This window comes from Sphingopyxis sp. NFH-91 (assembly GCF_021401285.1).
In the GTDB taxonomy this organism is placed as follows: domain Bacteria; phylum Pseudomonadota; class Alphaproteobacteria; order Sphingomonadales; family Sphingomonadaceae; genus Sphingopyxis; species Sphingopyxis terrae_A.
The window spans coordinates 322,183-342,696 of record NZ_JACBGA010000002.1 but is presented as its reverse complement, the minus strand read 5'-3'; the positions used below and the strand labels follow the sequence as shown (position 1 = coordinate 342,696).

Genomic DNA, 20,514 nt, shown 5'->3' with positions numbered 1-20,514 from the left:
CCCGTGCGAGCGCGCGGCGCGACGCTCCTTCGCCCTCACCACCTTGGCGGCGCCAGATAAAGCGTGCTTTCAGCCTGCTGCCGTCGGCGGATGAAATGATGGCGGCGCGTTCGCACTATCTGGCGCGGCGCCGTGGAGCTTCCAGAGATTGGCTTCGGTCTTGCTCATCCGGACCAGGAGCTTCTCGCCATCCCACAGTTCGACTTCGCTGCTCCCACGTTCGTTGAGCGCAGCCTGAAACGCCTGATAGGGATCGTCGGCCCGCAATTCGATGCGGCGCGGGTCCGCTTCGCCGCCTTCGAGCAGTACGAGTTGGTAGTGGCGCATATCAGTTCCTTCCCGCCGTGAGCGAGCGCGACCCTGCTCCCGGCACAACGCACCGGCAAAGGAACGCGAAAATATGGAGCGCGGCAATCTGCCGAAATCAAGGGATGCGGACCATAATGGCTCCGACGTCGAGCCTCACTAGCAGATTTGGGCGGTGCTAACGAGAAATTCGTGTTGATCGAGATCAACCGGCGCAGCTTTCAGCGCTGATCTGCCATGGCATGGCCTTCGCCTTCCCGCAGCCAGTTGTGAAGCCGCGTGGCCGCAGCAGCGCCCTGGCCCGTCGCGGTGCTGATCTGGTCGAGCCCAGCGAGCACGTCGCCGGCGCCATAAACGCCGGGCATCAGCGGCTCGGCAAAAGCGTCGGCGGGAAGGCAGCGATTGGCATCGCCGTCGAGCCCCAGCCCTGCGAGCAACTCGCTGCGCGGCTCGGACCCAAGCGCGGGGTAGAGGGTGTCGAAGATCAGCGGCTCGGCCACACCAGCCAGCACGACCTCGATGCGTCCGCCGCGGTGGGCGAGACGCAGCAACTGGCGCTCCTCGATCCGGACGTCGCTTGCCGCAAGCTCGGCGCGCTGTCCGGAGGTCAGCGCAACGCGCCATTTGGGAATCAGCGTCACATCGTCGCTATATTGCTTGAGGAACATGGCCTCGGCGGCGCCGTGAAGGTCTGAGCCGAGCACCGCGATCCTGCGGCCGCGATGTTCGAACCCGTCGCAGATCGGGCAATAGCGCAGCGCGCCGGTGCGAACGGCTTCGTCATGCTCGCCCTCCGCAAGCATGGCCTCATTAGTGACGACCCCGGTCGCGAGGATCAGCCCACGCACCCTATAGCGGCCGCCGTCCGCCAATACCGCCTCGAAGAGATTGCTCTCCGGAATCCGGGCGAGCCTCTCGACCCGGGCGCGTTCGATGATCGCACCATAACGCTCCCCCTGTTCGGCGAGGCGCGCGACGAGCTCGGCCCCCGATATCCCTTCCGGAAAGCCGGGCACGTTCCAGGCCATCGGCGCGCCGAGCGCACGCGAGCGACCGTCGTGAAGCATGCGCACGCGGCGGCGGTAGCGCGCGAGATAAAGCGCCGCCGTAAGTCCCGCCGGCCCAGCGCCGATGACGAGCGCGTCGCAATCGGGTGCCGGGCGCGCGCCGCCCCCGGGCCTGGTGCCGCCCGCCGGCGTCATCCCTGCTGCGGCCTGATGCCGAAGGAGACGATGCGATCATCCTCAGTGAGCGCCGCCGCCAGCGCGTCGGCGCGCGTCTCGCGGTAGCCTGAGGCGACCGCGGTAAAACCGGGCGCGCCGCAAGCGCGGCGCTGATCGACGGTGATCGCCTTCAGCCCATGGTCGTCGAGAAGGGCTCTGACCTCGTCCGAAGCAATGCTCGTCCCCGCCCGATAGTCGAGGGTAACATGGGCGATCCGGCGCTGCGGCGCGTGGCGCTCGGTAAAACTGACCGCCGCGAGCACAAGGAAAGTCGCGGTGCCACCGAAGATCGCCAGCTCGTGGAAGCCGACCCCGAACAAAATACCGAGCGTTGCGGTCATCCAAAGCGATGCCGCGGTTGTGAGGCCGCGGACGTTGAAGCCCTCGCGAAAGATCACCCCGCCGCAAAGAAACCCGATGCCGGTGAGCACGCCATGCGCCATGCGTACCGGATCGATGCGCACGACATCGGTCGGGGTGTCGGTCAGCCATTCCATCTGGTGGACGGCGGAGAGCATCAGCAGGCAGCAGGACAGCGCAACGAGGATATGGGTACGCAGGCCCGCGGGGCTTGCGCGATATTCGCGCTCGCCGCCGATGATCGCGCCGGCGAGCACCGCGCCCACGATCGGCCAGAGCAGGTCGGGGTCGAGCAGGTCGAGTTCAGACACCGCGCATGAGTCCCGGAACCAGCGGCGGAAGTTCACGGGCGAGATAGCCGAGCGCCCCCATGGTTTCGGAGAGGCGCCGGCCCGCTTCGCCATGCAGCCAAATGCCCCATGCCGAGGCCTGCAGGGGCGAGAGACCCTGCGCGCCGAGCCCGGCGACGAGCCCCGCCAATATGTCGCCCGACCCGCTTGCCGCGAGGCCGAGCCCGCCGCCGGCATAAGCGAGGCGGCGCCCCTCCGCGATGAGATGGCTCACCGCGCCTTTCGCCATGACTGCGGCGCCGAAGCGCTCGGCGGCCGCGTTCAGCGCGGCAAGCGGGTCGGCGGCGACCACCTCCTTGTCGATGCCCAGCATAGCGGCGAGTTCTCCCTCGTGCGGCGTGAGCACCGTGTGCGCAGCGCGCGCGCGGATCGCATGGCGATGCTCGGCAGCTGCGCGCAGCGCGAGCGCGTCGAGCAGCACGAACATGTCCTCGGGCAGTGACGACAGCAGGGCTCCCAATAGCGTCCGCACACTCTCGGCATCGCTCATTGCGGGACCGAAGACGATGGCGTCATGAAGTGCCATCTCGGGGAGCAGCAGCTCGGTCGCTCCGGGGGCGATCTCGCCCGCGTCGGTCTCCGGCAGCGCCACCACGGCGCAAGAGGGACAGGCAATGCCGATCGGAACCACCGCCGAGGCTATCGTGCCGATCGTCACCTTGCCCGCACCAGCGCGGAAGGCGGCCTCGGCGGTGAGCAGCATGCCGCCAGGAACGCGGCGCCCGCCGCCGATGACGAGCACCCGGCCTCGGCCATTCTTGTCGACATTGTCTTGATGATCGGGGAGCGGGTTCGCCTTCAGCCAGGCGGTGTCGAGCGGGACCACCTCAGCCACGCGCCGCCACCATCGCATCGGGTTCGCGGGTGATCGGGACGTCATCCGGCGCGGTGACATTGTAACGCGAGAGAACGAGATTGCCGTCGCGGCCCGCATCGGGGTCGAACCGGTATTCGGTGATCGCGCAGTTGGCGACATCGCCCTCGCGGTCGATGGCGAGGATTTCCTCCTCACCGAGATTCTCGATAATGGTACGCAGACAAAGCACGACCACCTGGTGGGCGACGATCATCACCCGTCGCCCGCCATAATGAAGCGAGACCGTGTCGAGCAGGGAGCGCAGCCGCAGGATGACGTCGCACCAGCTCTCGCCGCCCGGCGGGCGGTGATAGAATTTACCCAGCGCCAAGCGGAATTCGGCCTGCTCGGGGTGAACATCCTCGATCCCGAGCCGCGTGAGACCGTCGAGGATACCGAACTCTTTCTCGCGCAGCCGCTCGTCGATGCAAATTTTCTCGTCCCGCGAGCAGCCGCCAACGTTGCGGAAAATCTCGGCAGTCTGCACTGCGCGAACATATGGCGAGGCGAGCATGATTTCGGGGCGGTGATCCCTATCGCCCGCGGCGAACCAGGCGCCGAGTGCGCGCGCCTGTTCCTCGCCGAGCGGCGACAGCGGGACGTCGACGTCGCGGTGGTCAAGCGCAATGCGAAGATCCCCCGCCGCGTCGGCGGCATCGCGCGCGACGTTGCCGGCGCTCTGGCCGTGGCGTACCACCCAGAGGAGAGACGGCCAGCGCGGTGTCATCGAATAGTCTCGTTCGTCATCGAGACGCTAACGCCTCTGGCGGCGGACTCGTTGCGTGGCTCCTTCCCCTCGCCGCCCCCGGCGATCGGCCCTCATGCGAAGGAGCCCGCACGGCCCGATCGCCGGGTCCGGTCCGGATTGGCCCGGCCCAAGCGTCTCGTCCCGGGCGACGCGAGTCCCGGCCGGGGGCTGCGCGCCGACCGCGGAACACAGCGCCCTCGGAAAAGGCCGCCGGAACCACGAGCGCCGCCGAGCGATTGTGTGGCTTTGCCCGCTGCGGGCCGGCGGCAGCTTTGAGAGGAGATCATCATGAAGAAACTCGTCGCCTTCGATCTTGACGGCACCCTCGCCGAGAGCAAGCAACCGCTCTCCCACGAGATGGGCGCCGCGCTCGCGCGGCTGCTCGGCGTGGCCGATGTCGCGGTGATCTCGGGCGGCGACTGGCCGCAATTCGACAAGCAGGTCGCGAGCCGACTACCCGCCGAAGCCGATCGCGCAAGGCTCTGGCTGATGCCGACGACGGGAACGAAACTCTATGTTTACCGTGCGGACGGCTGGACGCCCCTTTACGCCGAGCTTTTCGGCGAGGAGGAGAAAGCGCGCATCCTCGCGGCCTTCGATGCGTCGCTCGAAGCGACGGGCTTCGTGCCGCAGGACGTCTGGGGCGAGCGGATCGAGGACCGCGGCAGCCAGATCACCTTCTCCGCGCTAGGCCAGCAGGCCCCGATCGAAGCCAAGGAAGTCTGGGATCCGGATTTCGCCAAGCGCCGCGTCATCCAGGCCGATCTGCGTACCCGGCTTCCCGGCCTGTCGATCAACATGGGCGGCGCGACCTCGATCGACATCACGCGCGAGGGGGTCGACAAGGGCTATGGGCTGAAGAAGCTCAGCGCTGCGAGCGGCACTGCGCTCGGAGAAATGATCTTCATCGGTGATGCGATCTTCCCCGGCGGCAACGACTATCCGGCAAAACAGCTCGGACTCGACACGGTGCGCGTGCGCGATCCGCAGGAGACAATCGCGGTGATCGAGGGCATCATCGCCTGCCTCGCGTGACTGCACGCTGGAGGATGCCGCAAACGCCCGGCCTGCCCTGCAACTTTTGGCACGGCCGTCCGCCCGTTCTGCTTCCCCCGCCCGGGCGGCGCGCCGAGCCGCAGCTGAAACGAGGGGCCGATCCTCAAAAGCGTATAATCTCGATCAATCGGCGGCGTCGCCGCGCAACAAGCGCAGTGAGCGCGGGGTTTCCGCAGTGGTCCGATCGGGGCCGAGAGGAAAGGATGCGTCATGGCACAGAATGGCAAGAAAGACGGCACGCAGCAGGGCGGTTCGTCGGGCAAGGGCGGCCAGCAGCAGCAGGACGGCAACAAGAGCGAACCGGGCTCGGGAAAGCAGTCCGGCAGCAAGGATCAGGGCAAGCAAAGCCGCTGAGGTGTGCCCCCTCCCGCATGCAAGACCGGACCGCGCCAGTCGCGGTCCGGTCTTACGCGCCCGCGATTGGGGAAACGCGTAAACATTCGCGGCGCAACCCCGAGAAGATCGAGGAAAGACGAGATGAAAATTTGGATCGGAGCCGCTGCGACTGCCGCGCTCTTTGCCGCGAGCGGCGCATCCTGAAAAACACCAAGCCGGCACGTTCCGTCCCACCGGGCGGGCATCCGCCCGGTCGCCTTTTCGGCATCCCCGCCCATATTTCGCCTATCCCTTCCCATATGAGGACCAGAATGACCGAACGGATTCCCCCCCGCAGCGGCGCCGCTTTCCAGCTCGCGAAAGGGGCGACGCTGTGCGTTATCGACCCCGAGGGCGGCCAAGTGAGCGATCTCCTTGCATTCAGCGCCGACGATCCGCGCGAGGTCGTTTCCAACGGTCGCACCTTCGATTATGAAGAGACGATCCGCCTCACTGCCGGAAATCGCCTCTGGTCGAATCGCTCGAACGCGCTGCTCGAGATCGTCGAGGACAGCTGCGGCGTTCATGACTTCCTGCTGACCCCGTGCAGCGAGGCTACCTTCCGTCATTTCTACGCCGACAAGCCCGTTCATCGCGGCTGCTTCGGCAATCTCGCCGAGGCGCTCGCACCCTATGGCATCGATGCCGACGCCATACCGGTCGCGTTCAACCTCTTCATGAATGTGCCGGTCGACGGCGAAGGTAAAATCCGCGTTCTTTCGCCGACGACAAGGGCCGGCGACTTCATCCGCCTGCGCGCGCTCACCGACCTTATCATCGGGCTGACGGCCTGCTCAGCGTATGACAGCTGCGGCGGCAGCTTCAAGCCGATCGACTTTCGGATCGAATGAGAAGACAAGGGCCAGCGAAACGCGGCACTACCGCACTCGCCGCCCCCTCTTCGCCAAACGGCCTAGCGGCTGCCCCCAACAGGGGCGTCTGCGCCCTTTCCGGGCGGCGGCGTGTCAGTATCGGCCGCCCGTCCGCCCCCGCCCTGCGGGTCACTGTCATAATCCTCGGCATTGCCCTTGCCGCCCGCGCCGGCGCCGCTGCCGCTCACCGGACCGCTGCCCGTACTGCGACGATGGCCGCGGTTGGCGGCGCCTGAGACGTCGCCCGCCTGCCGCTCAGCGGCGGGGTAGCGATCGGGGGTGGTCGTCCCGACATTTTCGCGCCGCTCGACGGGCTCCTGGGGGAGCGAGCCGGCGCCGGCGGACACGCTGCTTTTGCTTTCCTTCGCATCGGTCATGATTATTTCCTCCTCATGGTCAGGTGCGGGACCGGCGTGTGAGCCCTTTTCCCCGATCCCGGTTTGGCGAGCTTGCGATGATGCATATCGCCGGTGGTCGTCTCGCCGGTGACGGTGGCTAGTTTGTGATCAGGCATGTGCCATCTCCAGCCGGGCCTCGATCGCGCCCTTCTTCCATCCTGGTTTGAGGACGATTTTGGTGTAGAGGTCCTGCTCGTCGTGCCAATGCCGGTACATGTCGGCGGCATCCTCGAGCGGGGCATGGTGCGAGATCAGCGAGACCGTATCGAACTTGCCGTCGCGGATCTTGCTGAGAAGGTCCCCGGTATACCGCTGGACATGCGTCTGCCCGCTCTTGACGGTCAGCCCCTTTTCCATGAGCTGGCCGAGCGGGAATTTGTCGGCGAAACCGCCATAGACCCCGGGGATCGAGAGGCGCCCGCCCTTGCGGCAGGCGAGGATCGCCTGGCGCAACGCGTGGATGCGCTCGGTCGACGAGAGCATCTTCACCTTCACCTGGTCCAGAATATTGTCGGCGGTAAAGCCCTGGCTCTCCATGCCGACGCAATCGATGCATGCGTCGGGCCCGACCCCGCCCGTCATCTCGTCGAGCGCCTCGCGGACATCGACCTGCGTGTAATCAAGGATTTCGGCGCCATATTTGCGCGCGAGCGCAAGCCGCGTGGGGAAATGGTCGATCGCGATTACGCGCCCGGCGCCGAGCAGCAGCGCCGACTGGATCGTGAACAGACCGACCGGACCGCAGCCCCATACAGCAACCGTATCCCCCGGCTCGATGTCGGCATTGACCGCCGCCTGCCAGCCAGTCGGCAAGATATCGGAGAGAAAGAGGACATCATCGTCGGCGAGATCGTCCGGGATGACGACCGGACCCACGTCCGAATAGGGGATGCGCACAAATTCGGCCTGCCCGCCGGCATAGCCGCCGGTCAGATGCGCATAGCCGAAGGCGGAGCCCATCGCATGCCCCATCAGCAGTTCAGAGGCATCGCGCGTCTCGACGGGATTGGCATTGTCGCAGGCGCTATATTGCTGCTTCTCGCAGAAAAAACATTGGCCGCAGCTGATCGTGAAAGGCACGACAACGCGTTGGCCGCGCTTCAGCGTCGAGGAAGCGCCGGTTTCGACGACTTCGCCCATGAATTCGTGCCCGACGATGTCTCCCGCGCGCATGCCGGGGATATAGCCGTCGTAAAGATGGAGGTCCGATCCGCAGATCGCGGTCGATGTGACGCGGATGATCGCGTCCCGCGGATTGACGATTTCGGGGTCGGGCACGGTCTCGACGCTGATCTTGTGGCGTCCTTGCCAGGTGACGGCGCGCATGGCTTTCTCCTTCGAATTGGATTCCATTCAGATATGGGGTTCGGTCGCTGCTTCGGAGGGGCGCGCCGAGGGCGAAGCGTTGCTCGTCACCTCGCCGGTTTCCATGAGCTGCTTGAAGCGATGAAGGTCTCGTCGCGCCTGTACCTCGGGTTCGCGCTGAAGCAGCTTCGCTGCGAAGCGCCCAATCTTCCCTGCGGGCGGATCGTAGGCAAGGATCAGGGTCACGAAGGTGCCGCGTCCGTTGGGCACCTCGGTGAAGCGCACCTCGCCGCTGTTGACGATGTCGGACTCGGGCGTGCTCTGCCAATAGATCGACTCATTCTCGACGCGCTCGGTGATGCGGTTGACCAGCGTCACCTCGCGGCCTGCCGGCGCCTTGATCGTCCACTGCGACACATCGTCGCCAAGCTCGTCGACCGCGACGACATTCTCCATGAATTCAGGGAAGCGCTCGGGCCTCCAGGCCGCGTAAAGTTCGGCGCGCGGGCGGTTGATGAGCACCGACTTGCCGAACAGCGCGCGCGCCGATGGCTTGCCGAGAGTCCAGTGCGGCGCATCGGTTGCAATCGGCGCATCGTCCTGCACCCTGGCCTGCCTGCGGCGCTGCCAGATCGCTGCCCCGGTGGCGAGCAGCGCGATGCCGGCGCCTGCGGCGGCAAGCAAAAAGGGGGAGGACAGAGGTTTTTCGCTTCGGGACATGGTTCATCTCCCGCCCGGGCGCGGCCCGGACGTCTAGAGGGGAGCGGCGGCTGGGGACGCCGCGGGGTGAGGAAGAGCGGCCCCCGCGGGGGCGACAATCGACTGACGCCCGCTCCCCGCAATTGTTCCGGCCCAACTGATAAAATCTGCGAACTGCGCGACATTGCCGCCGAGCGGCCTCGGCCGCCGCTCATCCAGCGCCCGTCGACGCCCGCTGCAGACAGCAGCTGCCGGGCGACAGGAACTAGGTTCCCTGAGCCGCGACATGCGCCCGCTCCGTTGCCAGCACTGCATCGTGTCGCCTGGTCTGCGGCGGGCGCGCAGGCCAGGCCGCGCTGTCCAGCCTGTCGCGTTTTTCGAACTCCGCCGCGCTCATGAGGAGCACGAGCCCATCGGCATGGCACTCAAACAGCGATGCGGGTACCGCGCGCAAGCTCTCGTCGATACCGCCAATGCCGCCCGAGCTCACGACGACGTAGGAGAGACAGCCGCTCTTGCACTCTATCATCGCGTCGACCGTCTTGCCGATTTCTTCGCCGCGGATGTCGCTCACCGGCAAGCCGGCGAGCGCGCTCGCGGCGAATAGCGAAGGTGCGGCGGCGTCGCGGCTTCGTTCCGCGGCACGCCGCGCGCCGTCCTCATATCCGCGCTGGCGGCCGAGCCAGCGCCAGATTCCGACGAGATTGACCATTGTGAGAAAGAGATTGGTCAGGAGCAGATTCGTCTGGCCGGAGGCGAACCCCACCACCGACCAGGCAAGCGAGCCGAGCGTGAAGACGACGAAGCCCGAACCGGTAACGCGCGCGCCGAGGTTGGCGGCGGTCATCATGGCGGCGATCATTGTCGCGGCAGGCGCAATCAGTCCGGCGGTTTCTTCCACAGGCGGCGTCTCCCTCGCGCTACGCCACGCCGGTCGGCGCAGCTGCCAGGAAAACCCGCCGCCGCGGCGCGGCGTTCCCCTGCCGCTCGCCAAAGCAACATCGATCAATGCGATTTCGGCCGCGCGCGGGGAAGGCGAGGCGCCGTGGGACAGGGACGAAGCGTCATCGCCGCGCCGAAAAGCGCGACCGGCTGATCCCCGCGGAGAACGCGCCTAGCTTTGCTCGCCGGTGAGCTGTTCTTCGGCGAGCGCGGCGGCCGCGATGAGACTCTGACCGGTGCCGCGCGCGGCGGCGGCGGTCATCGTCGCGGCGATGCCGTCGGGTCCGTCGAGCATCACGACGCCACGCTCGGCGGTCGCAACGCCGGGCTCGGTTTCGGGACGCGGCGGAGTGGGCAGGTCAGTCGTCATCGTCGAGGCCTTTGGTCATCGGGCGGGGAAGAATCGGGATCGTCAATATAGAGATAGGAAGGATCGAACTGCCCGCGGCGCGCCAGCCTTGCCGGGTCGAGGATTTCGACTTTGCCATTGCGGAACGTGCATAGCCCCTCTTCGCGGAGATGGCGCACGACCCGGTTCACATGAACTGTGGTGAGACCGCAGATCTCGGCGACATCGGCCTGCGTCAACCCGAGCATGAACTCCCGCCCGTCGCTGAGGCCCGCCGACTGGAGCCGGACATTGGTCTCGCAGAAGAAATGCGCGACGCGCCCGATCGCGTCGAGGCGGCCGAGCCGGAAGAGCCAGGCTCGATGGATCGCTGCGTCGAGCAGCGTCGCGAACCAGAGCTTGCGCGTAAGTTCGGGCATTTCCTCGGTAATCGCGTCGAGCGAGACATGCGGGACGATCGCGATCGACACCTGGGTCATCGTCCCGACGTCGTGATCGAGCCTTTTGAGCGGGTAGGCATGGAGGTCGACGAAGTCGCCCGGAAGATGGATGGCAACGAGCTGGCGAAGGCCGTTCCGATCGTCGAGATAGCGCGACATGATGCCCTCGACCAGCAAGGTGCTCTGACCGAGCCAATCGCCGGCGCGCGCGATGATCTTGCGCGCGTCGACTGTTTTCGTTTCGCTGATGGATGCTTCGAGGCGCGCGCGCTCGCCGGCTTCGAGGCGTACCCCGCGACGGTCTCTCAAGAAGCGATCGGTTAACATGACTGACGTTCCCTGTGCGTCCGAAATGCATGGGCGGACCTGCCCAACTGCGATCGTCCGAAAGCCCGGCAAGCGCCCTCAAGGGAAGCGGAATCGTCATGATCGAGGTTAACTGCAAGCCCGGTGCAGCAACTTTCAAATCACGAACTCGTTCCATGCGTGGGATCGGAGGGGCCGACGCGTGCGCCCTCGAGCTCTCCTCGTGCCGCTGCAACCAGACCGAAAAGCGAGATCAGACATGGCCAAGACCCCCGCCCCCGCCCGCAATTCAGTCGGGAAAGCGAAACAGAAGGCGCGCTCCGGACAGGATGCTGCCTCGGTCGCGGGCAAGGATATGGGCGGAGAATCGCCGCGCAAGGCGGCGCTCTTTCCGGCCGATGCGCCGATCACACAAAGCTTTGCGGAGAATCGCGGGAAAGGCGGCGAGACCCACCAGCAAACCGGCGACACCCATGCGCCGCTAACCACGCAACACGGTGTCCCGGTAGCCGACGATCAGAACAGCCTGAAACAGGGCGGACGCGGTCCGACCCTTCTCGAGGATTTCCACTTTCGCGAGAAAATCTTCCATTTCGACCATGAACGCATCCCCGAGCGCGTCGTCCATGCCCGCGGTTATGGGGCGCACGGCTATTTCGAGCTGACCGACAGCCTCGCCGACGTCAGCCGCGCCGACATCTTCCAGCGGGTGGGCGAGCGAACCCCGGCCTTTGTCCGCTTCTCAACCGTCGCGGGTTCGAAGGGCTCGTTCGATCTCGCACGCGACGTGCGGGGTTTCGCCGTCAAACTCTATACGAAGGAAGGCAATTGGGATCTTGTCGGAAACAATATTCCCGTATTCTTCATCCAGGATGCGATGAAGTTCCCCGATCTTGTTCATTCTGTGAAGCCCGAGCCCGACCGCGCCTTTCCGCAGGCGCAGTCGGCGCACGACAATTTCTGGGACTTCGTCAGCCTGATGCCGGAGAGCTTCCACATGATCATGTGGACGATGTCCGACCGCGCGATCCCGCGCTCGTTCCGTACGATGGAGGGCTTCGGGGTCCACACCTTCCAGTTGATCGATGCCAAGGGCAGGTCGACCTTCGTCAAATTCCACTGGAAGCCGAAGCAGGGTTTGCAGTCGGTGTTGTGGAACGAGGCGGTCAAGATCAACGGCGCCGACCCCGATTTCCATCGCCGCGATCTTTGGGATGCCATCCAGAGCGGCGACTTGCCTGAATGGGAGCTCGGGGTGCAGCTTTTCGACGATGCCTTCGCCGACAGTTTCGAGTTCGACGTGCTCGACGCCACCAAACTCATTCCTGAGGAGCAGGTGCCGATCCGCCCGATCGGGCGCCTCGTTCTCGACCGCGTCGTCGACAATTTCTTCGCCGAGACCGAGCAGGTCGCTTTCTGCACCCAGAATATCGTGCCCGGCATCGATTTCTCGAACGATCCGCTGCTTCAGGGCCGCAACTTCTCCTATCTCGACACGCAGATCAAAAGGCTCGGCGGGCCCAATTTCACCCATATCCCGATCAATGCGCCGAAATGCCCGATGGCGCATTTCCAGCAGGACGGACATATGGCGATGCAGAACCCCGTCGGACGCGCCAATTACGAACCGAACAGCTGGGGCCCCACCGCTGGCGGACCGCGCGAGACCCCGGCGCTCGGCTTCACCAGTTTCGCCGACGAGGCCGACGGCGCGAAGCGCCGCATCCGGCCCGAGAGCTTCGCCGATCATTACAGCCAGGCCCGGCAATTCTACATCAGCCAGACGCCGATTGAGCAAAAGCATATCGGCGACGCGCTAGTCTTCGAACTCTCCAAGGTCGAACGGCCCGATATCCGCTCAAGGACCGTGTCGCATCTCATCAACATCGACCGCGGCCTTGCGGCAACCGTCGCAGACGGACTAGGATTGCCGCTTCCGGCCCCAGCCAAGGCGGCGAAGAAGCCCCTGACCGACCTTCCCCCTTCCCGGCCGCTCAGTATCCTGCTCAACGGCCCCGCCAGCATCGCCGGCCGCAAGATCGGGATCCTTGCGACCGATGGCGCCGATGCAAAACTTTTCAAGGCGCTGATAAAGGGAGTCGATGCTGCGGGTGCGGTCTGGGAGCTCGTCGCGCCGAAGATCGGCGGCATTATTTTGTCCGACGGAACGAGCATCGCCGGCCGCCACAAAATCGATGGCGGCCCGTCGGTGCTTTTCGATGCGGTAGTGCTACTTGCCAGCAACGACGGCGCGGAACTCCTTGCCGGCGATGCCGCGGCCAAGGATTTCGTCAGTGACGCTTTCGCGCATTGCAAGTTCATCGGTTACACCGCCGAGGCAGCGCCGCTCTTCGCGGCCGCCGGGATCCAAGACAAGCTTGACGAGGCCTGCATCGCACTGGCCAAGCCCGGCGATGTCACCACTTTTCTCGACGCCTGCGCTGCGCTGCGCCACTGGCCGCGCGAGGCGGAGGTTGACCTCGATGCGAAGCCGAAAGCGGCCAAGCCACCAGCAAAGACCGGCAGCGAGGCACCCGACGCGACAACGGGTTCGAAGGCCTCGCGGTAGCGCGATGCGAGAGGAAGGAGCCGGGACGGGTTTCGCGGTCGACCGGCTCGTTTTCGGTCCCGATGATGTCGACCTGTCGCGCTCGCCGCTCGCGGGGCAACTCGGACGCGAGACCTACGTGCTCGGTGCGTTCAACCCTGGGCTGTTGCGACTGGGCAATGGCAATCTGCTGATGATGGTGCGGGTCGCCGAAGCGCTCCGCCGGCCGGTCGAGAATGGTCATGTCCATTCGATCCGGTGGGAAGCGGGCCGCTACAAGCTCGACGCCTGGCCGCTTGAGCTTTGCGATACATCGGACCCCCGAAAGTTCTTGGTGAACGGCGGCAGTTGGCGCGTCGTGGCGCTGACCTCGCTGTCCTGGCTGCTTCCCGTCGAGCTCACTCCCGACGGGCTGAAGGTGGTCGCTGTACATTATGACAAGGCGGTCGAACCGGGCGTGGACTTTCAATGCTATGGAGTCGAGGACGCCCGCATCAGCCGCGTCGGGCAGCGCTGGCTTATGACGACCTGTTCGGTCAGCCCCGAGCGGCATTCGACAACGCTCTACAGCTCGTCAAACGGCCTCGATTGGACACTCGAGGGTATCGTCCTCGATCATCAGAACAAGGACATGCTGATTTTCGAGGGACTGATCGATGGCCGCTACTGGGCACAGACGCGCCCGCTCGGCGATCTCTATTTCGCCTATCCGCCGGGATCGCCGTGGCGCGCGGGACCTTCGATCAACCTCGCGACGTCGCCCGATGCGCTGCACTGGAAGCCGTATGAGGCACCGGGGATCCGTCCGCACGCCGACACGGTGGCGACCGCGCGGATCGGCGGCGGCACACCGCCCATCCGCACCGATGCGGGATGGCTCACGCTCTGGCACGGGGTCGAACCCAAGGAGCTTGTCGGCATTTACCGCACCTACTGGTCGCTCCTCGATCTCGACGATCCCTCGGTGGTGCTGCGTACCGATCATCGCCCGCTGCTCGAGGCGGCCCCCGAACTCACGCGCCCGCTCGAGGCCAAGCTCTATATTCGCGATGTCGTCTTCACGACCGGCATTACCGATGGAGGCGACCATTATGTCGTCGCCTCGGGCGAAGCCGATCTTGCCTGCCGCATCACCCATATTCCGAAGACATGTTTCGGTAACTGACCAGCGCGTGAAGACCCGCCGCGACATTCGGTCGGCGCCCGATCTTGTCCTCCGCTGAGATCGAGGCGCCCGCCGCCGGCACCGGAAAATGCGCAACATTTGTTAATCGGCGCATTGCGGCGGCAACTCTCGCGCCGTCCCCCCGTTGCCCTCACAGGCTCCCGGATATTCTCGCAACGATGGAGACAGACCATGGCACACGCATTGACGTCACGCCGGCGCTCGTCGGGGTTTGGAAAACTTCTCAGCATCGGCGTTCTCGGGGCGCTCTTCTGGTTCACGCGCAAGTCGTCCCGCGCACAGGCGAAGGATGAAGACCACTCGGCCGCTTTCGCCGATGGCGAGACGCACGCTGAAAATTTCGACCAGACCCGTTCGGCCGGGCCGGACGGCATGCGCGACGGTGTCCGGCGCGAATGGGACCGCATCGACCAGGCAGCCGACGAGTCCTTCCCGAGCAGTGACCCGCCGGCCTATTGAAGGCAGTGACAATGAGCCCCCCTCTTTCGGACGAGTCCGCGGCACCGGCACCTGGCGCCCACCCGGCGCCTCTGCAAAAGTCGACACTCGTGCTGCACTATGACGATGACGGTATCGGTCTGGAGAAGCGCCTCTTCTTCGAGGCCGCGACCCCGGCGGCAGCGCTCGAAATCGCCGCAGGCGAAGCGGCGGGCCGCCATGCGCGCTTGTTCGTCGACGGCAGGCCGCTCTGCAGCGTGGTGAAGGCCGACGAGGATCATCCCTTCTGGGTCATCGCCGTTTCGGCGGGGCGACCGATCTATGCCCCGACCCCCACATTGCTTCCCGAGGATCTGCCATGATCGATGAAGCAGACGCGCATACCGGGGCCCCCGAGATCAAGGGCCGGCGCGCGGTCGTCACGGGAGGTACCACCGGGATCGGCCGCGCTATCGCCGTTCTTCTCGCAAGCTACGGCGTGAAGGTCTTTATCTGCGGCCGTACGCCTGAACATCTGCACGATGCGCTGCAACGCATCCGCGAAGTGGGCGATGGTGACGGCATCAATGTCGATCTATCGGTGGCCGAGGACGTCGACCGGTTTTTCGAAAGCGCTAGAGACTATCTGGGCGATATCGACATCGCGGTGATCAACGCCGCGGTGCCGGCGGCAGGTCTGGCCGATGCGAGCGAGAGCGAAGCGCGGTATCAGCTCGAGACCGACTTCACCGCCTATCTTGTCTGTGCGCAGAAAGCGGCGCGCTGCATGTCGGCGGGTAGCGACATCATCGTGATCGGATCGATGACGGCGGTTTCGCGCGGCCCCGGCAGTTCGATCTATGTCGCGGCTAAAAGCGGCATACAGGGCTTCGTTCAGGCGTTTCGCAAGGAACTCGCCGAGCAGGATATCAAGGTCGGGCTTATCGAGCCGGGATTCACCGGCGCCGACTTCCAATATCCCGAATTTCCTCCCGAAAAGCAGAAAGAGCTGATCGGCAAGCATCAGATGCTACGAGCCGAGGACATAGCTGTCTCCGCCCATTTCATGCTCGTCCAGCCGCGGCGCGCCGCGGTCTCGCTGATCCGCGTCGAGACCCGGCTCGACCACCCCTGACGTCCCGAAGGAGCCTTCCCATGAACCCCAACATATTCAAGACCATGCGAGGCCCACTCGACAACACCGCGGCCCTACTGGGTGCGGCAGCGGCGGGTTTCGCCGTCGGCCTCGTCGCGAACCTCGGCCGAAAGGCCGCAGTGCAGAGTTTGACGACGCTCAAGGGCCAATGGGACGAGGGCCTGAAGGCCGAACACCGACTGACGATGAAGCTCTTCGATGCGCTCGAATCCACTGACGAGAGCGATGCGCGAAAGCGCAAGGCGCTCCTGGTTCAGCTCCAGCATGCGCTCGCGAAACATGCGTTCGAAGAAGAGAATGTCGTCTATCCGGCGATGCGCGACCATGGCCAGATCGTGGAAGCCGACCAGCTTGTCCACGATCATGGCTATGTGAAGCAATATCTGTTCGACCTTTCGGAAATGGATGCCGCCGATCCCGCCTGGATAGCGAAAGTCCGCGAATTTCGCGCCGAGATCGAAGCGCATGTCGAGGAAGAGGAGCAGCGTCTGTTCCCTCGCCTCAAGACGGCGCTGGGCGACGAGGGCAATAAACATGTTACCGCGGTGATGAACAAGGCTGGATTTGCCGCCGCCTGAGCGCCATAGGCGGGCATGAGGCTCGCCGGACCGCCATGTGTCGTGGTGCAGTGACGAAGGTGCGAGGGCCGTAACGAAACCCGAGGCAGACTTGTGAGTTGCCGAAGGTGGGAGAAGTTGGATGCCCCGTTATTATTTCCACAGCAGCAGCGGCCAGCGCGAGCTCGACGATGAAGGCGTCGAGTTATCGGATACGGCCGCGGCACGGGTCGAGGCGGCCCGCTATGCGGGCCATCTGCTTGGCGATAATCCCGAACTCATCAACGATGTGGACACGCTCCGGATAGAAGTGACCGACGAGGACGGCTGCCTTTGCTGCGCGGTCCTGATCGCGTCGGTCGACGCTCGGCGGAAGATCGAGCGTCCCGCACCTCCCAAATAGGCCCGCCTCGCCTCCTAGCTCATGCTTGCGAGGAGCCGCTCGATCGGCGTCGTGGCAAAACCGATAGCGCTGTCCGAAATACCGTAGGGTATGAACAGGTCGCCGCCAATGCGCATCGCGCCGCAGGTGTAGACGACGTTGGGCACATAGCCTTCGCGGTCACTCTCGGCGGCCGAGAGGATCGGGCATTCGGTGCGCGCCAGAAGCTTCGTCGGATCGTCGCGATCGAGAAGCGCTGCGCCCAAGCTATATTTTCGCATCGCGCCGACGCCGTGGGTGAGGAGGATCCAGCCCTCGTCGCATTCGATCGGGCTCCCGCAATTGCCCATCTGCACGAGCTCCCAGGCGAAATTCGGCCGCATGAGGATCTGACCCTCGTCATCCCAGTCGGTCAGGCTATCGGAGGCGATGATCGTGACATTCTTCCCGTCCTGCCGGGCGATCATGAGATAGCGGCCGCCGACCTTGCGCGGAAACAGCGCCATGCCCTTGTGGCGCGCGGCGCGGCCTCGAAGCGGTTCGAGCGAAAAGCGCGAGAAATCGGTAGTGCGCAGCAGTTCCGAACCGATCGCCTGTCCCGAATAGGCGGTATAGGTACCGATATATTCTCTCCGGCCGTCGTCATGGACGAAGGGTACGAGCCGCAGATCCTCGATGCCGCCGCGCTGCGCCTCGGTCATCGGGAACAGGACGCTGTTCGAGATGGCGCTATCGGGTTGGCGGTGAACTGTGACTCGGTCGGCCGCCCCCAATTGGTGCCGGTCGTCGGCGACCGCGGCCATGGCGGGGCCCGACTGCGGCCAGAGCATGAAGTCCCCGTTCTCACCGATGATCCCCTCGCGGAAGGCAACCGAGCTGATATGCCCCTCGCCGACCGCGCGCATCGACATGATGAAGCGCTGCTGATCGGGCGCAAGCCCGCTCTGGTCGGGATGCGGGACGACGCTCGGGTTCATGAGCGCGGCGGCGGCGTAGCTATATTCATGGCAGAAATAGGCGCCGATCAGCCGGCGCTTTACCGGCGAAACGCCGGCGGGATCCAGTGCGAGATCCTCGGCCACCTCGGCGAAGCGCTGGTCGAAAATGCGCCCGATCTGCCAGTGGCGTTCGGAAAAATCCTTCCAGACAAGCCCGAGGTGGGCCTCGGCCTCCTCCTCGTCCATCGCCAGGATATCACCGACGAGCTGCGCCGCGCGCGAGGGCTCGGAGACATTCGATTGCCAGGCGAGGTGGAAAGGCCTGAGCACGACCCGCGCAGGGTCGGCGGCGAGCTTCTCATGAAGAATGTGCAGCGGCGTGTGGTCGGGATTGCAGATCAACATCGCTGGCGCTGGTATCCTTCGTTGTCCCCCGCTTCCAGAATGTATCGGCCATGGCGCGGTGTGCAAGGTGAAAAGCCAGCGCGGATTCGGCGCCGACATTCGAGTTAACCCCGTGACGGGTCAGCCCGTCGCAGCAGCGTCCCGTTGCCGAGCTCGCTATCACCGCGCCCCGGTCGTTCGCGCCGAAGAACCAGCCATAGGCCCGCTCGGCGCGGTCGTGCCAGCGCAGCTTGCCGGTCAGCCGGAAAGCCGTGGCGGCGGCATCGACCGTCGCCCAGGCTTCGAGCGGCTGCTGGTCGAAGGGAAAAAGCTCGTGCTCGACACCGAAGCCCTCGCAGCCCATCGGGCGAAAATATCCATCGCTGCTCGTCTGAATGTCGCACAGCCAGTCGAGCGCCGCGATGCCGGCTTCCTCGAGCGGGACCGAGCCGAGCCGCCGGCCCGCGCGCAGGAGCGCCTCGGCGAGCCGGGCGTTGTCATAAGCTAGCACGGGTTCGAACCAATCCCAGCCGCACCGCCGCGCGCTTTTCCACAGCGCATGCAGAAAGGCGCCGCCGCGCTCGACGATCGCGCGCGCCTCGCTATGATCCGGTTCGCGCACCAGAAGTTCGTCGGCTCCCAGCAGCGCGAAAGCAATCGCCCGCGGGCTCTTGAGGTCGGCCGCGAGCGGCGCGGCGCGCGTGAATAATTCTGCGCACCACTTCCTGAGCCCCTGCGAGCGCGCGTGCTCCGCGCCATGGCCGAGCGCCCAGAGGGTGCGGCCATTGCTATCTTCGGAGCCTTCTTCCTCGAGCCAGCGCCGGTCATAGCCCATGAAATTGCGGAACCGTCCGCGATCGGGATTCCAGCCATGATGAAGGAAAGCGGCGTAGCGCGCGAAGAGCAGTCCATATTCCTCCTCGCCGAGCGACGGGCTGGCGTTGACGAGCATCAGCGCGCGCGCATTGTCATCGATGCAATAGCCGTGGTTCCGGTCGGGGATGAGTCCTGTTGCATGCTGTAAGATGCCGACATCGTCCGACAGCGCGCGGATCGCGGCGAAAGAGGGGAACATCCGCCTCGGCTCGCGCCGCGCGGGCGCGGCCGCCACATTTTCGATGAGCGTCGCGAAACGCTCCGCGATGGCCGGCCAGGCAGTCAGCCGGCCCCGCGCATAGGCGCGCTCCTGCATGGAGCGCCGCTCGCCGGGATGCGCGAGCAGCAACAGCACCGCCTCGGCGATGGCGTCGCTGTCGGTGCCACCGAGCAGGATGCCGATATCGCCTGCGAGCAGCTCGCGGGCATGAACGAAGGGAGTAGAGACGACCGCGCGGCCAAGCGCCACGGCATAAGCCAGCGTGCCCGATGTGATCTGCGCGAGATTGGGATAGGGCGCGAGATAAATGTCGCATAGCTCGATCTGCTCGAGAAGTTCGGGCAGGTCGAGGAAGCGATTCTCCCATGCGATATTGTCCGCGACGCCGAGATCCTCGGCGAGGTCTGCGAGGCTTTGCCGATAGATCTCGCCCTCGGCGGCAACCAGATTGGGATGGGTCGCGCCGACGATTCGATAGAGCATGTCCGGATATTGCGCGACAATTGCCGGCAGCGCGCGGATCGCGGCTTCGAGCCCCTTGCCAGGACCCAAGAGCCCGAAGGTCGAGACGACCGGACGGCCCGCGAGACCCAGCCGCTCACGAAGCGGCGAACATTCGGTGAAGACGCGGTCGGGGGTGCCATGCTCGATGAGCTCGATGCGATCGGCCTTCGCGCCATAGACGCGGATCAGTGTCTCGCGGCCGAACGCGCTCATCACCACAAGTTTCGCCGCCTTCGCGACGAGATGCTCCATCACGCGCCGCTGGTCGGCGCCGGGCTCGGCGAGGATGGTGTGGAACGTTACGATCAGCGGCGCAGCCAACCGGTCGACGAGCCCCAAGACTAGATCGCCTGCCGGTCCGCCGAAGATGCCGAACTCATGTTGGAGCCAGACCGCGTCGGCCCCGCTCGCATTGATCGCCTCGGCGGCGGCCCGATAGCCGTCAGCATCGTCTTCCCTGACGCCGGCAACGGCCGCAGCATCGCTCGCATCGCCCGCTCGCGCCGCCATTGCATAGACGTCTATCGCGATATCAGGGCGCGCGGCTTTGAGATGATCGTAAATGTCGGCGGTGAAGGTTGCGATCCCGCACTGGCGCGGGCGGAAGCAGCCGATAAGGGCGAGGCGGCGGGCTCGCGCGGCAATGCCCGCGACGGGACCTGCATGGCCGCTATCTTCACTGTCAAACGCGGTAAGGAAGCTGGTCTCGCTGTCGAATTTCATCGTCGTGCCTTCTGTCCGGTCCCCCCGAATGAAGATCA

At 65.2% G+C, this 20,514-nt stretch carries 23 protein-coding genes; 10 read left to right on the top strand and 13 right to left on the bottom strand.

What is annotated here, in order from left to right:
• Positions 1-69: 69 nt before the first annotated feature.
• The 5 genes from L0963_RS06615 to L0963_RS06595 all read right to left on the bottom strand — a co-directional run bounded on the left by L0963_RS06615 (position 70) and on the right by L0963_RS06595 (position 3,822).
• The gene (locus tag L0963_RS06615) at positions 70-327 is read right to left on the bottom strand and encodes a hypothetical protein (protein WP_234178923.1); all 258 of its coding nucleotides are present in this window, start codon (positions 325-327) and stop codon (positions 70-72) included.
• A gap of 200 nt (positions 328-527) precedes the next feature.
• The gene (locus L0963_RS06610; protein ID WP_234178921.1) at positions 528-1,508 is read right to left on the bottom strand and encodes an NAD(P)/FAD-dependent oxidoreductase; all 981 of its coding nucleotides are present in this window, start codon (positions 1,506-1,508) and stop codon (positions 528-530) included.
• Positions 1,505-2,200, bottom strand: a complete 696-nt coding sequence (locus L0963_RS06605; RefSeq protein WP_062902521.1) for an MgtC/SapB family protein — start codon at positions 2,198-2,200, stop codon at positions 1,505-1,507. The genes L0963_RS06610 and L0963_RS06605 overlap by 4 nt, the downstream gene beginning before the upstream one ends.
• On the bottom strand, positions 2,193-3,074 hold the full coding sequence (locus tag L0963_RS06600) for an NAD(P)H-hydrate dehydratase (RefSeq protein WP_234178920.1): 882 nt from the start codon (positions 3,072-3,074) through the stop codon (positions 2,193-2,195). Before L0963_RS06600 ends, L0963_RS06605 begins: the two co-directional genes overlap by 8 nt.
• Entirely contained in the window at positions 3,067-3,822 is a 756-nt protein-coding gene (locus L0963_RS06595) for a histidine phosphatase family protein (protein WP_234178918.1), read from the bottom strand. Before L0963_RS06595 ends, L0963_RS06600 begins: the two co-directional genes overlap by 8 nt.
• A gap of 309 nt (positions 3,823-4,131) precedes the next feature.
• On the opposite strand from L0963_RS06595, the gene L0963_RS06590 reads away from it, so the two are divergent.
• The 3 genes from L0963_RS06590 to L0963_RS06580 all read left to right on the top strand — a co-directional run bounded on the left by L0963_RS06590 (position 4,132) and on the right by L0963_RS06580 (position 6,125).
• Positions 4,132-4,878: an HAD-IIB family hydrolase gene (locus L0963_RS06590; protein WP_062902524.1), complete on the top strand. Its 747-nt coding sequence runs from the start codon at positions 4,132-4,134 to the stop codon at positions 4,876-4,878.
• 231 nt (positions 4,879-5,109) lie between these two features.
• Complete coding sequence (locus L0963_RS06585; RefSeq protein ID WP_234178916.1) at positions 5,110-5,253, top strand: hypothetical protein; 144 nt, start codon at positions 5,110-5,112, stop codon at positions 5,251-5,253.
• Positions 5,254-5,546: 293 nt separating this feature from the next.
• Positions 5,547-6,125 carry a DUF1989 domain-containing protein gene (locus tag L0963_RS06580; RefSeq protein ID WP_186401955.1) on the top strand — a complete coding sequence of 193 codons (579 nt, stop codon included), beginning with the start codon at positions 5,547-5,549 and terminating at the stop codon, positions 6,123-6,125.
• Positions 6,126-6,187: 62 nt separating this feature from the next.
• On the opposite strand, the gene L0963_RS06575 is transcribed toward L0963_RS06580, so the two are convergent.
• The 6 genes from L0963_RS06575 to L0963_RS06550 all read right to left on the bottom strand — a co-directional run bounded on the left by L0963_RS06575 (position 6,188) and on the right by L0963_RS06550 (position 10,606).
• Positions 6,188-6,523: a hypothetical protein gene (locus L0963_RS06575; RefSeq protein ID WP_234178915.1), complete on the bottom strand. Its 336-nt coding sequence runs from the start codon at positions 6,521-6,523 to the stop codon at positions 6,188-6,190.
• A 129-nt stretch (positions 6,524-6,652) separates the two neighbouring features.
• Positions 6,653-7,870: a zinc-dependent alcohol dehydrogenase gene (locus L0963_RS06570; protein ID WP_234178913.1), complete on the bottom strand. Its 1,218-nt coding sequence runs from the start codon at positions 7,868-7,870 to the stop codon at positions 6,653-6,655.
• Between the two features lie 27 nt (positions 7,871-7,897).
• Positions 7,898-8,569: an SRPBCC family protein gene (locus L0963_RS06565; protein ID WP_234178912.1), complete on the bottom strand. Its 672-nt coding sequence runs from the start codon at positions 8,567-8,569 to the stop codon at positions 7,898-7,900.
• 244 nt (positions 8,570-8,813) lie between these two features.
• Positions 8,814-9,449, bottom strand: coding sequence for a PRC-barrel domain-containing protein (locus tag L0963_RS06560; RefSeq protein WP_326490180.1), 636 nt, complete (start codon positions 9,447-9,449; stop codon positions 8,814-8,816).
• 213 nt (positions 9,450-9,662) lie between these two features.
• On the bottom strand, positions 9,663-9,860 hold the full coding sequence (locus L0963_RS06555) for a hypothetical protein (RefSeq protein WP_062902527.1): 198 nt from the start codon (positions 9,858-9,860) through the stop codon (positions 9,663-9,665).
• On the bottom strand, positions 9,857-10,606 hold the full coding sequence (locus L0963_RS06550; protein ID WP_186401958.1) for a Crp/Fnr family transcriptional regulator: 750 nt from the start codon (positions 10,604-10,606) through the stop codon (positions 9,857-9,859). Before L0963_RS06550 ends, L0963_RS06555 begins: the two co-directional genes overlap by 4 nt.
• A 334-nt stretch (positions 10,607-10,940) precedes the next feature.
• Here L0963_RS06550 and L0963_RS06545 point away from each other — a divergent pair, with 334 nt between their 5' ends.
• The 7 genes from L0963_RS06545 (at position 10,941) to L0963_RS06515 (ending at position 16,852) form a co-directional block, all read left to right on the top strand.
• A complete protein-coding gene (locus tag L0963_RS06545; protein WP_234179111.1) occupies positions 10,941-13,154 on the top strand; it encodes a catalase in 2,214 nt (737 codons plus the stop codon).
• A gap of 4 nt (positions 13,155-13,158) precedes the next feature.
• Complete coding sequence (locus L0963_RS06540; RefSeq protein ID WP_234178910.1) at positions 13,159-14,298, top strand: glycosidase; 1,140 nt, start codon at positions 13,159-13,161, stop codon at positions 14,296-14,298.
• Positions 14,299-14,490: 192 nt separating this feature from the next.
• Positions 14,491-14,778, top strand: coding sequence for a hypothetical protein (locus tag L0963_RS06535; RefSeq protein WP_234178909.1), 288 nt, complete (start codon positions 14,491-14,493; stop codon positions 14,776-14,778).
• Positions 14,779-14,789: 11 nt separating this feature from the next.
• Positions 14,790-15,119: a hypothetical protein gene (locus L0963_RS06530; protein ID WP_234178908.1), complete on the top strand. Its 330-nt coding sequence runs from the start codon at positions 14,790-14,792 to the stop codon at positions 15,117-15,119.
• Positions 15,116-15,871: an SDR family oxidoreductase gene (locus tag L0963_RS06525; protein ID WP_234178907.1), complete on the top strand. Its 756-nt coding sequence runs from the start codon at positions 15,116-15,118 to the stop codon at positions 15,869-15,871. The genes L0963_RS06530 and L0963_RS06525 overlap by 4 nt, the downstream gene beginning before the upstream one ends.
• Before the next feature lie 20 nt (positions 15,872-15,891).
• A complete protein-coding gene (locus L0963_RS06520) occupies positions 15,892-16,470 on the top strand; it encodes a hemerythrin domain-containing protein (RefSeq protein WP_234178906.1) in 579 nt (192 codons plus the stop codon).
• Between the two features lie 121 nt (positions 16,471-16,591).
• Positions 16,592-16,852, top strand: a complete 261-nt coding sequence (locus tag L0963_RS06515; RefSeq protein WP_186401964.1) for a DUF6894 family protein — start codon at positions 16,592-16,594, stop codon at positions 16,850-16,852.
• 14 nt (positions 16,853-16,866) lie between these two features.
• Here L0963_RS06515 and L0963_RS06510 read toward each other — a convergent pair whose 3' ends face one another.
• Positions 16,867-18,174 (bottom strand): glycoside hydrolase family 130 protein, encoded by a 1,308-nt coding sequence (locus L0963_RS06510; RefSeq protein ID WP_234178905.1) that lies wholly within the window; start codon positions 18,172-18,174, stop codon positions 16,867-16,869.
• Positions 18,128-20,476 (bottom strand): glycosyltransferase family 4 protein, encoded by a 2,349-nt coding sequence (locus L0963_RS06505; protein ID WP_234178904.1) that lies wholly within the window; start codon positions 20,474-20,476, stop codon positions 18,128-18,130. The genes L0963_RS06510 and L0963_RS06505 overlap by 47 nt, the downstream gene beginning before the upstream one ends.
• Positions 20,477-20,514 lie beyond the last annotated feature (38 nt).

Excerpts from the sequence above, each read along its gene's own strand:
- L0963_RS06590 (WP_062902524.1), top strand. The coding sequence starts at position 4,132 with ATGAAGAAACTCGTCGCCTTCGATCTTGACGGCACCCTCGCCGAGAGC.
- L0963_RS06530 (WP_234178908.1), top strand. The coding sequence starts at position 14,790 with ATGAGCCCCCCTCTTTCGGACGAGTCCGCGGCACCGGCACCTGGCGCC.
- L0963_RS06555 (WP_062902527.1), bottom strand. The coding sequence starts at position 9,860 with ATGACGACTGACCTGCCCACTCCGCCGCGTCCCGAAACCGAGCCCGGC.
- L0963_RS06505 (WP_234178904.1), bottom strand. The coding sequence starts at position 20,476 with ATGAAATTCGACAGCGAGACCAGCTTCCTTACCGCGTTTGACAGTGAA.
- L0963_RS06510 (WP_234178905.1), bottom strand. The coding sequence starts at position 18,174 with ATGTTGATCTGCAATCCCGACCACACGCCGCTGCACATTCTTCATGAG.
- L0963_RS06535 (WP_234178909.1), top strand. The coding sequence starts at position 14,491 with ATGGCACACGCATTGACGTCACGCCGGCGCTCGTCGGGGTTTGGAAAA.
- L0963_RS06525 (WP_234178907.1), top strand. The coding sequence starts at position 15,116 with ATGATCGATGAAGCAGACGCGCATACCGGGGCCCCCGAGATCAAGGGC.
- L0963_RS06570 (WP_234178913.1), bottom strand. The coding sequence starts at position 7,870 with ATGCGCGCCGTCACCTGGCAAGGACGCCACAAGATCAGCGTCGAGACC.
- L0963_RS06575 (WP_234178915.1), bottom strand. The coding sequence starts at position 6,523 with ATGACCGATGCGAAGGAAAGCAAAAGCAGCGTGTCCGCCGGCGCCGGC.
- L0963_RS06545 (WP_234179111.1), top strand. The coding sequence starts at position 10,941 with ATGGGCGGAGAATCGCCGCGCAAGGCGGCGCTCTTTCCGGCCGATGCG.
- L0963_RS06565 (WP_234178912.1), bottom strand. The coding sequence starts at position 8,569 with ATGTCCCGAAGCGAAAAACCTCTGTCCTCCCCCTTTTTGCTTGCCGCC.
- L0963_RS06540 (WP_234178910.1), top strand. The coding sequence starts at position 13,159 with ATGCGAGAGGAAGGAGCCGGGACGGGTTTCGCGGTCGACCGGCTCGTT.
- L0963_RS06615 (WP_234178923.1), bottom strand. The coding sequence starts at position 327 with ATGCGCCACTACCAACTCGTACTGCTCGAAGGCGGCGAAGCGGACCCG.
- L0963_RS06515 (WP_186401964.1), top strand. The coding sequence starts at position 16,592 with ATGCCCCGTTATTATTTCCACAGCAGCAGCGGCCAGCGCGAGCTCGAC.
- L0963_RS06595 (WP_234178918.1), bottom strand. The coding sequence starts at position 3,822 with ATGACACCGCGCTGGCCGTCTCTCCTCTGGGTGGTACGCCACGGCCAG.
- L0963_RS06580 (WP_186401955.1), top strand. The coding sequence starts at position 5,547 with ATGACCGAACGGATTCCCCCCCGCAGCGGCGCCGCTTTCCAGCTCGCG.
- L0963_RS06550 (WP_186401958.1), bottom strand. The coding sequence starts at position 10,606 with ATGTTAACCGATCGCTTCTTGAGAGACCGTCGCGGGGTACGCCTCGAA.
- L0963_RS06585 (WP_234178916.1), top strand. The coding sequence starts at position 5,110 with ATGGCACAGAATGGCAAGAAAGACGGCACGCAGCAGGGCGGTTCGTCG.
- L0963_RS06520 (WP_234178906.1), top strand. The coding sequence starts at position 15,892 with ATGAACCCCAACATATTCAAGACCATGCGAGGCCCACTCGACAACACC.
- L0963_RS06610 (WP_234178921.1), bottom strand. The coding sequence starts at position 1,508 with ATGACGCCGGCGGGCGGCACCAGGCCCGGGGGCGGCGCGCGCCCGGCA.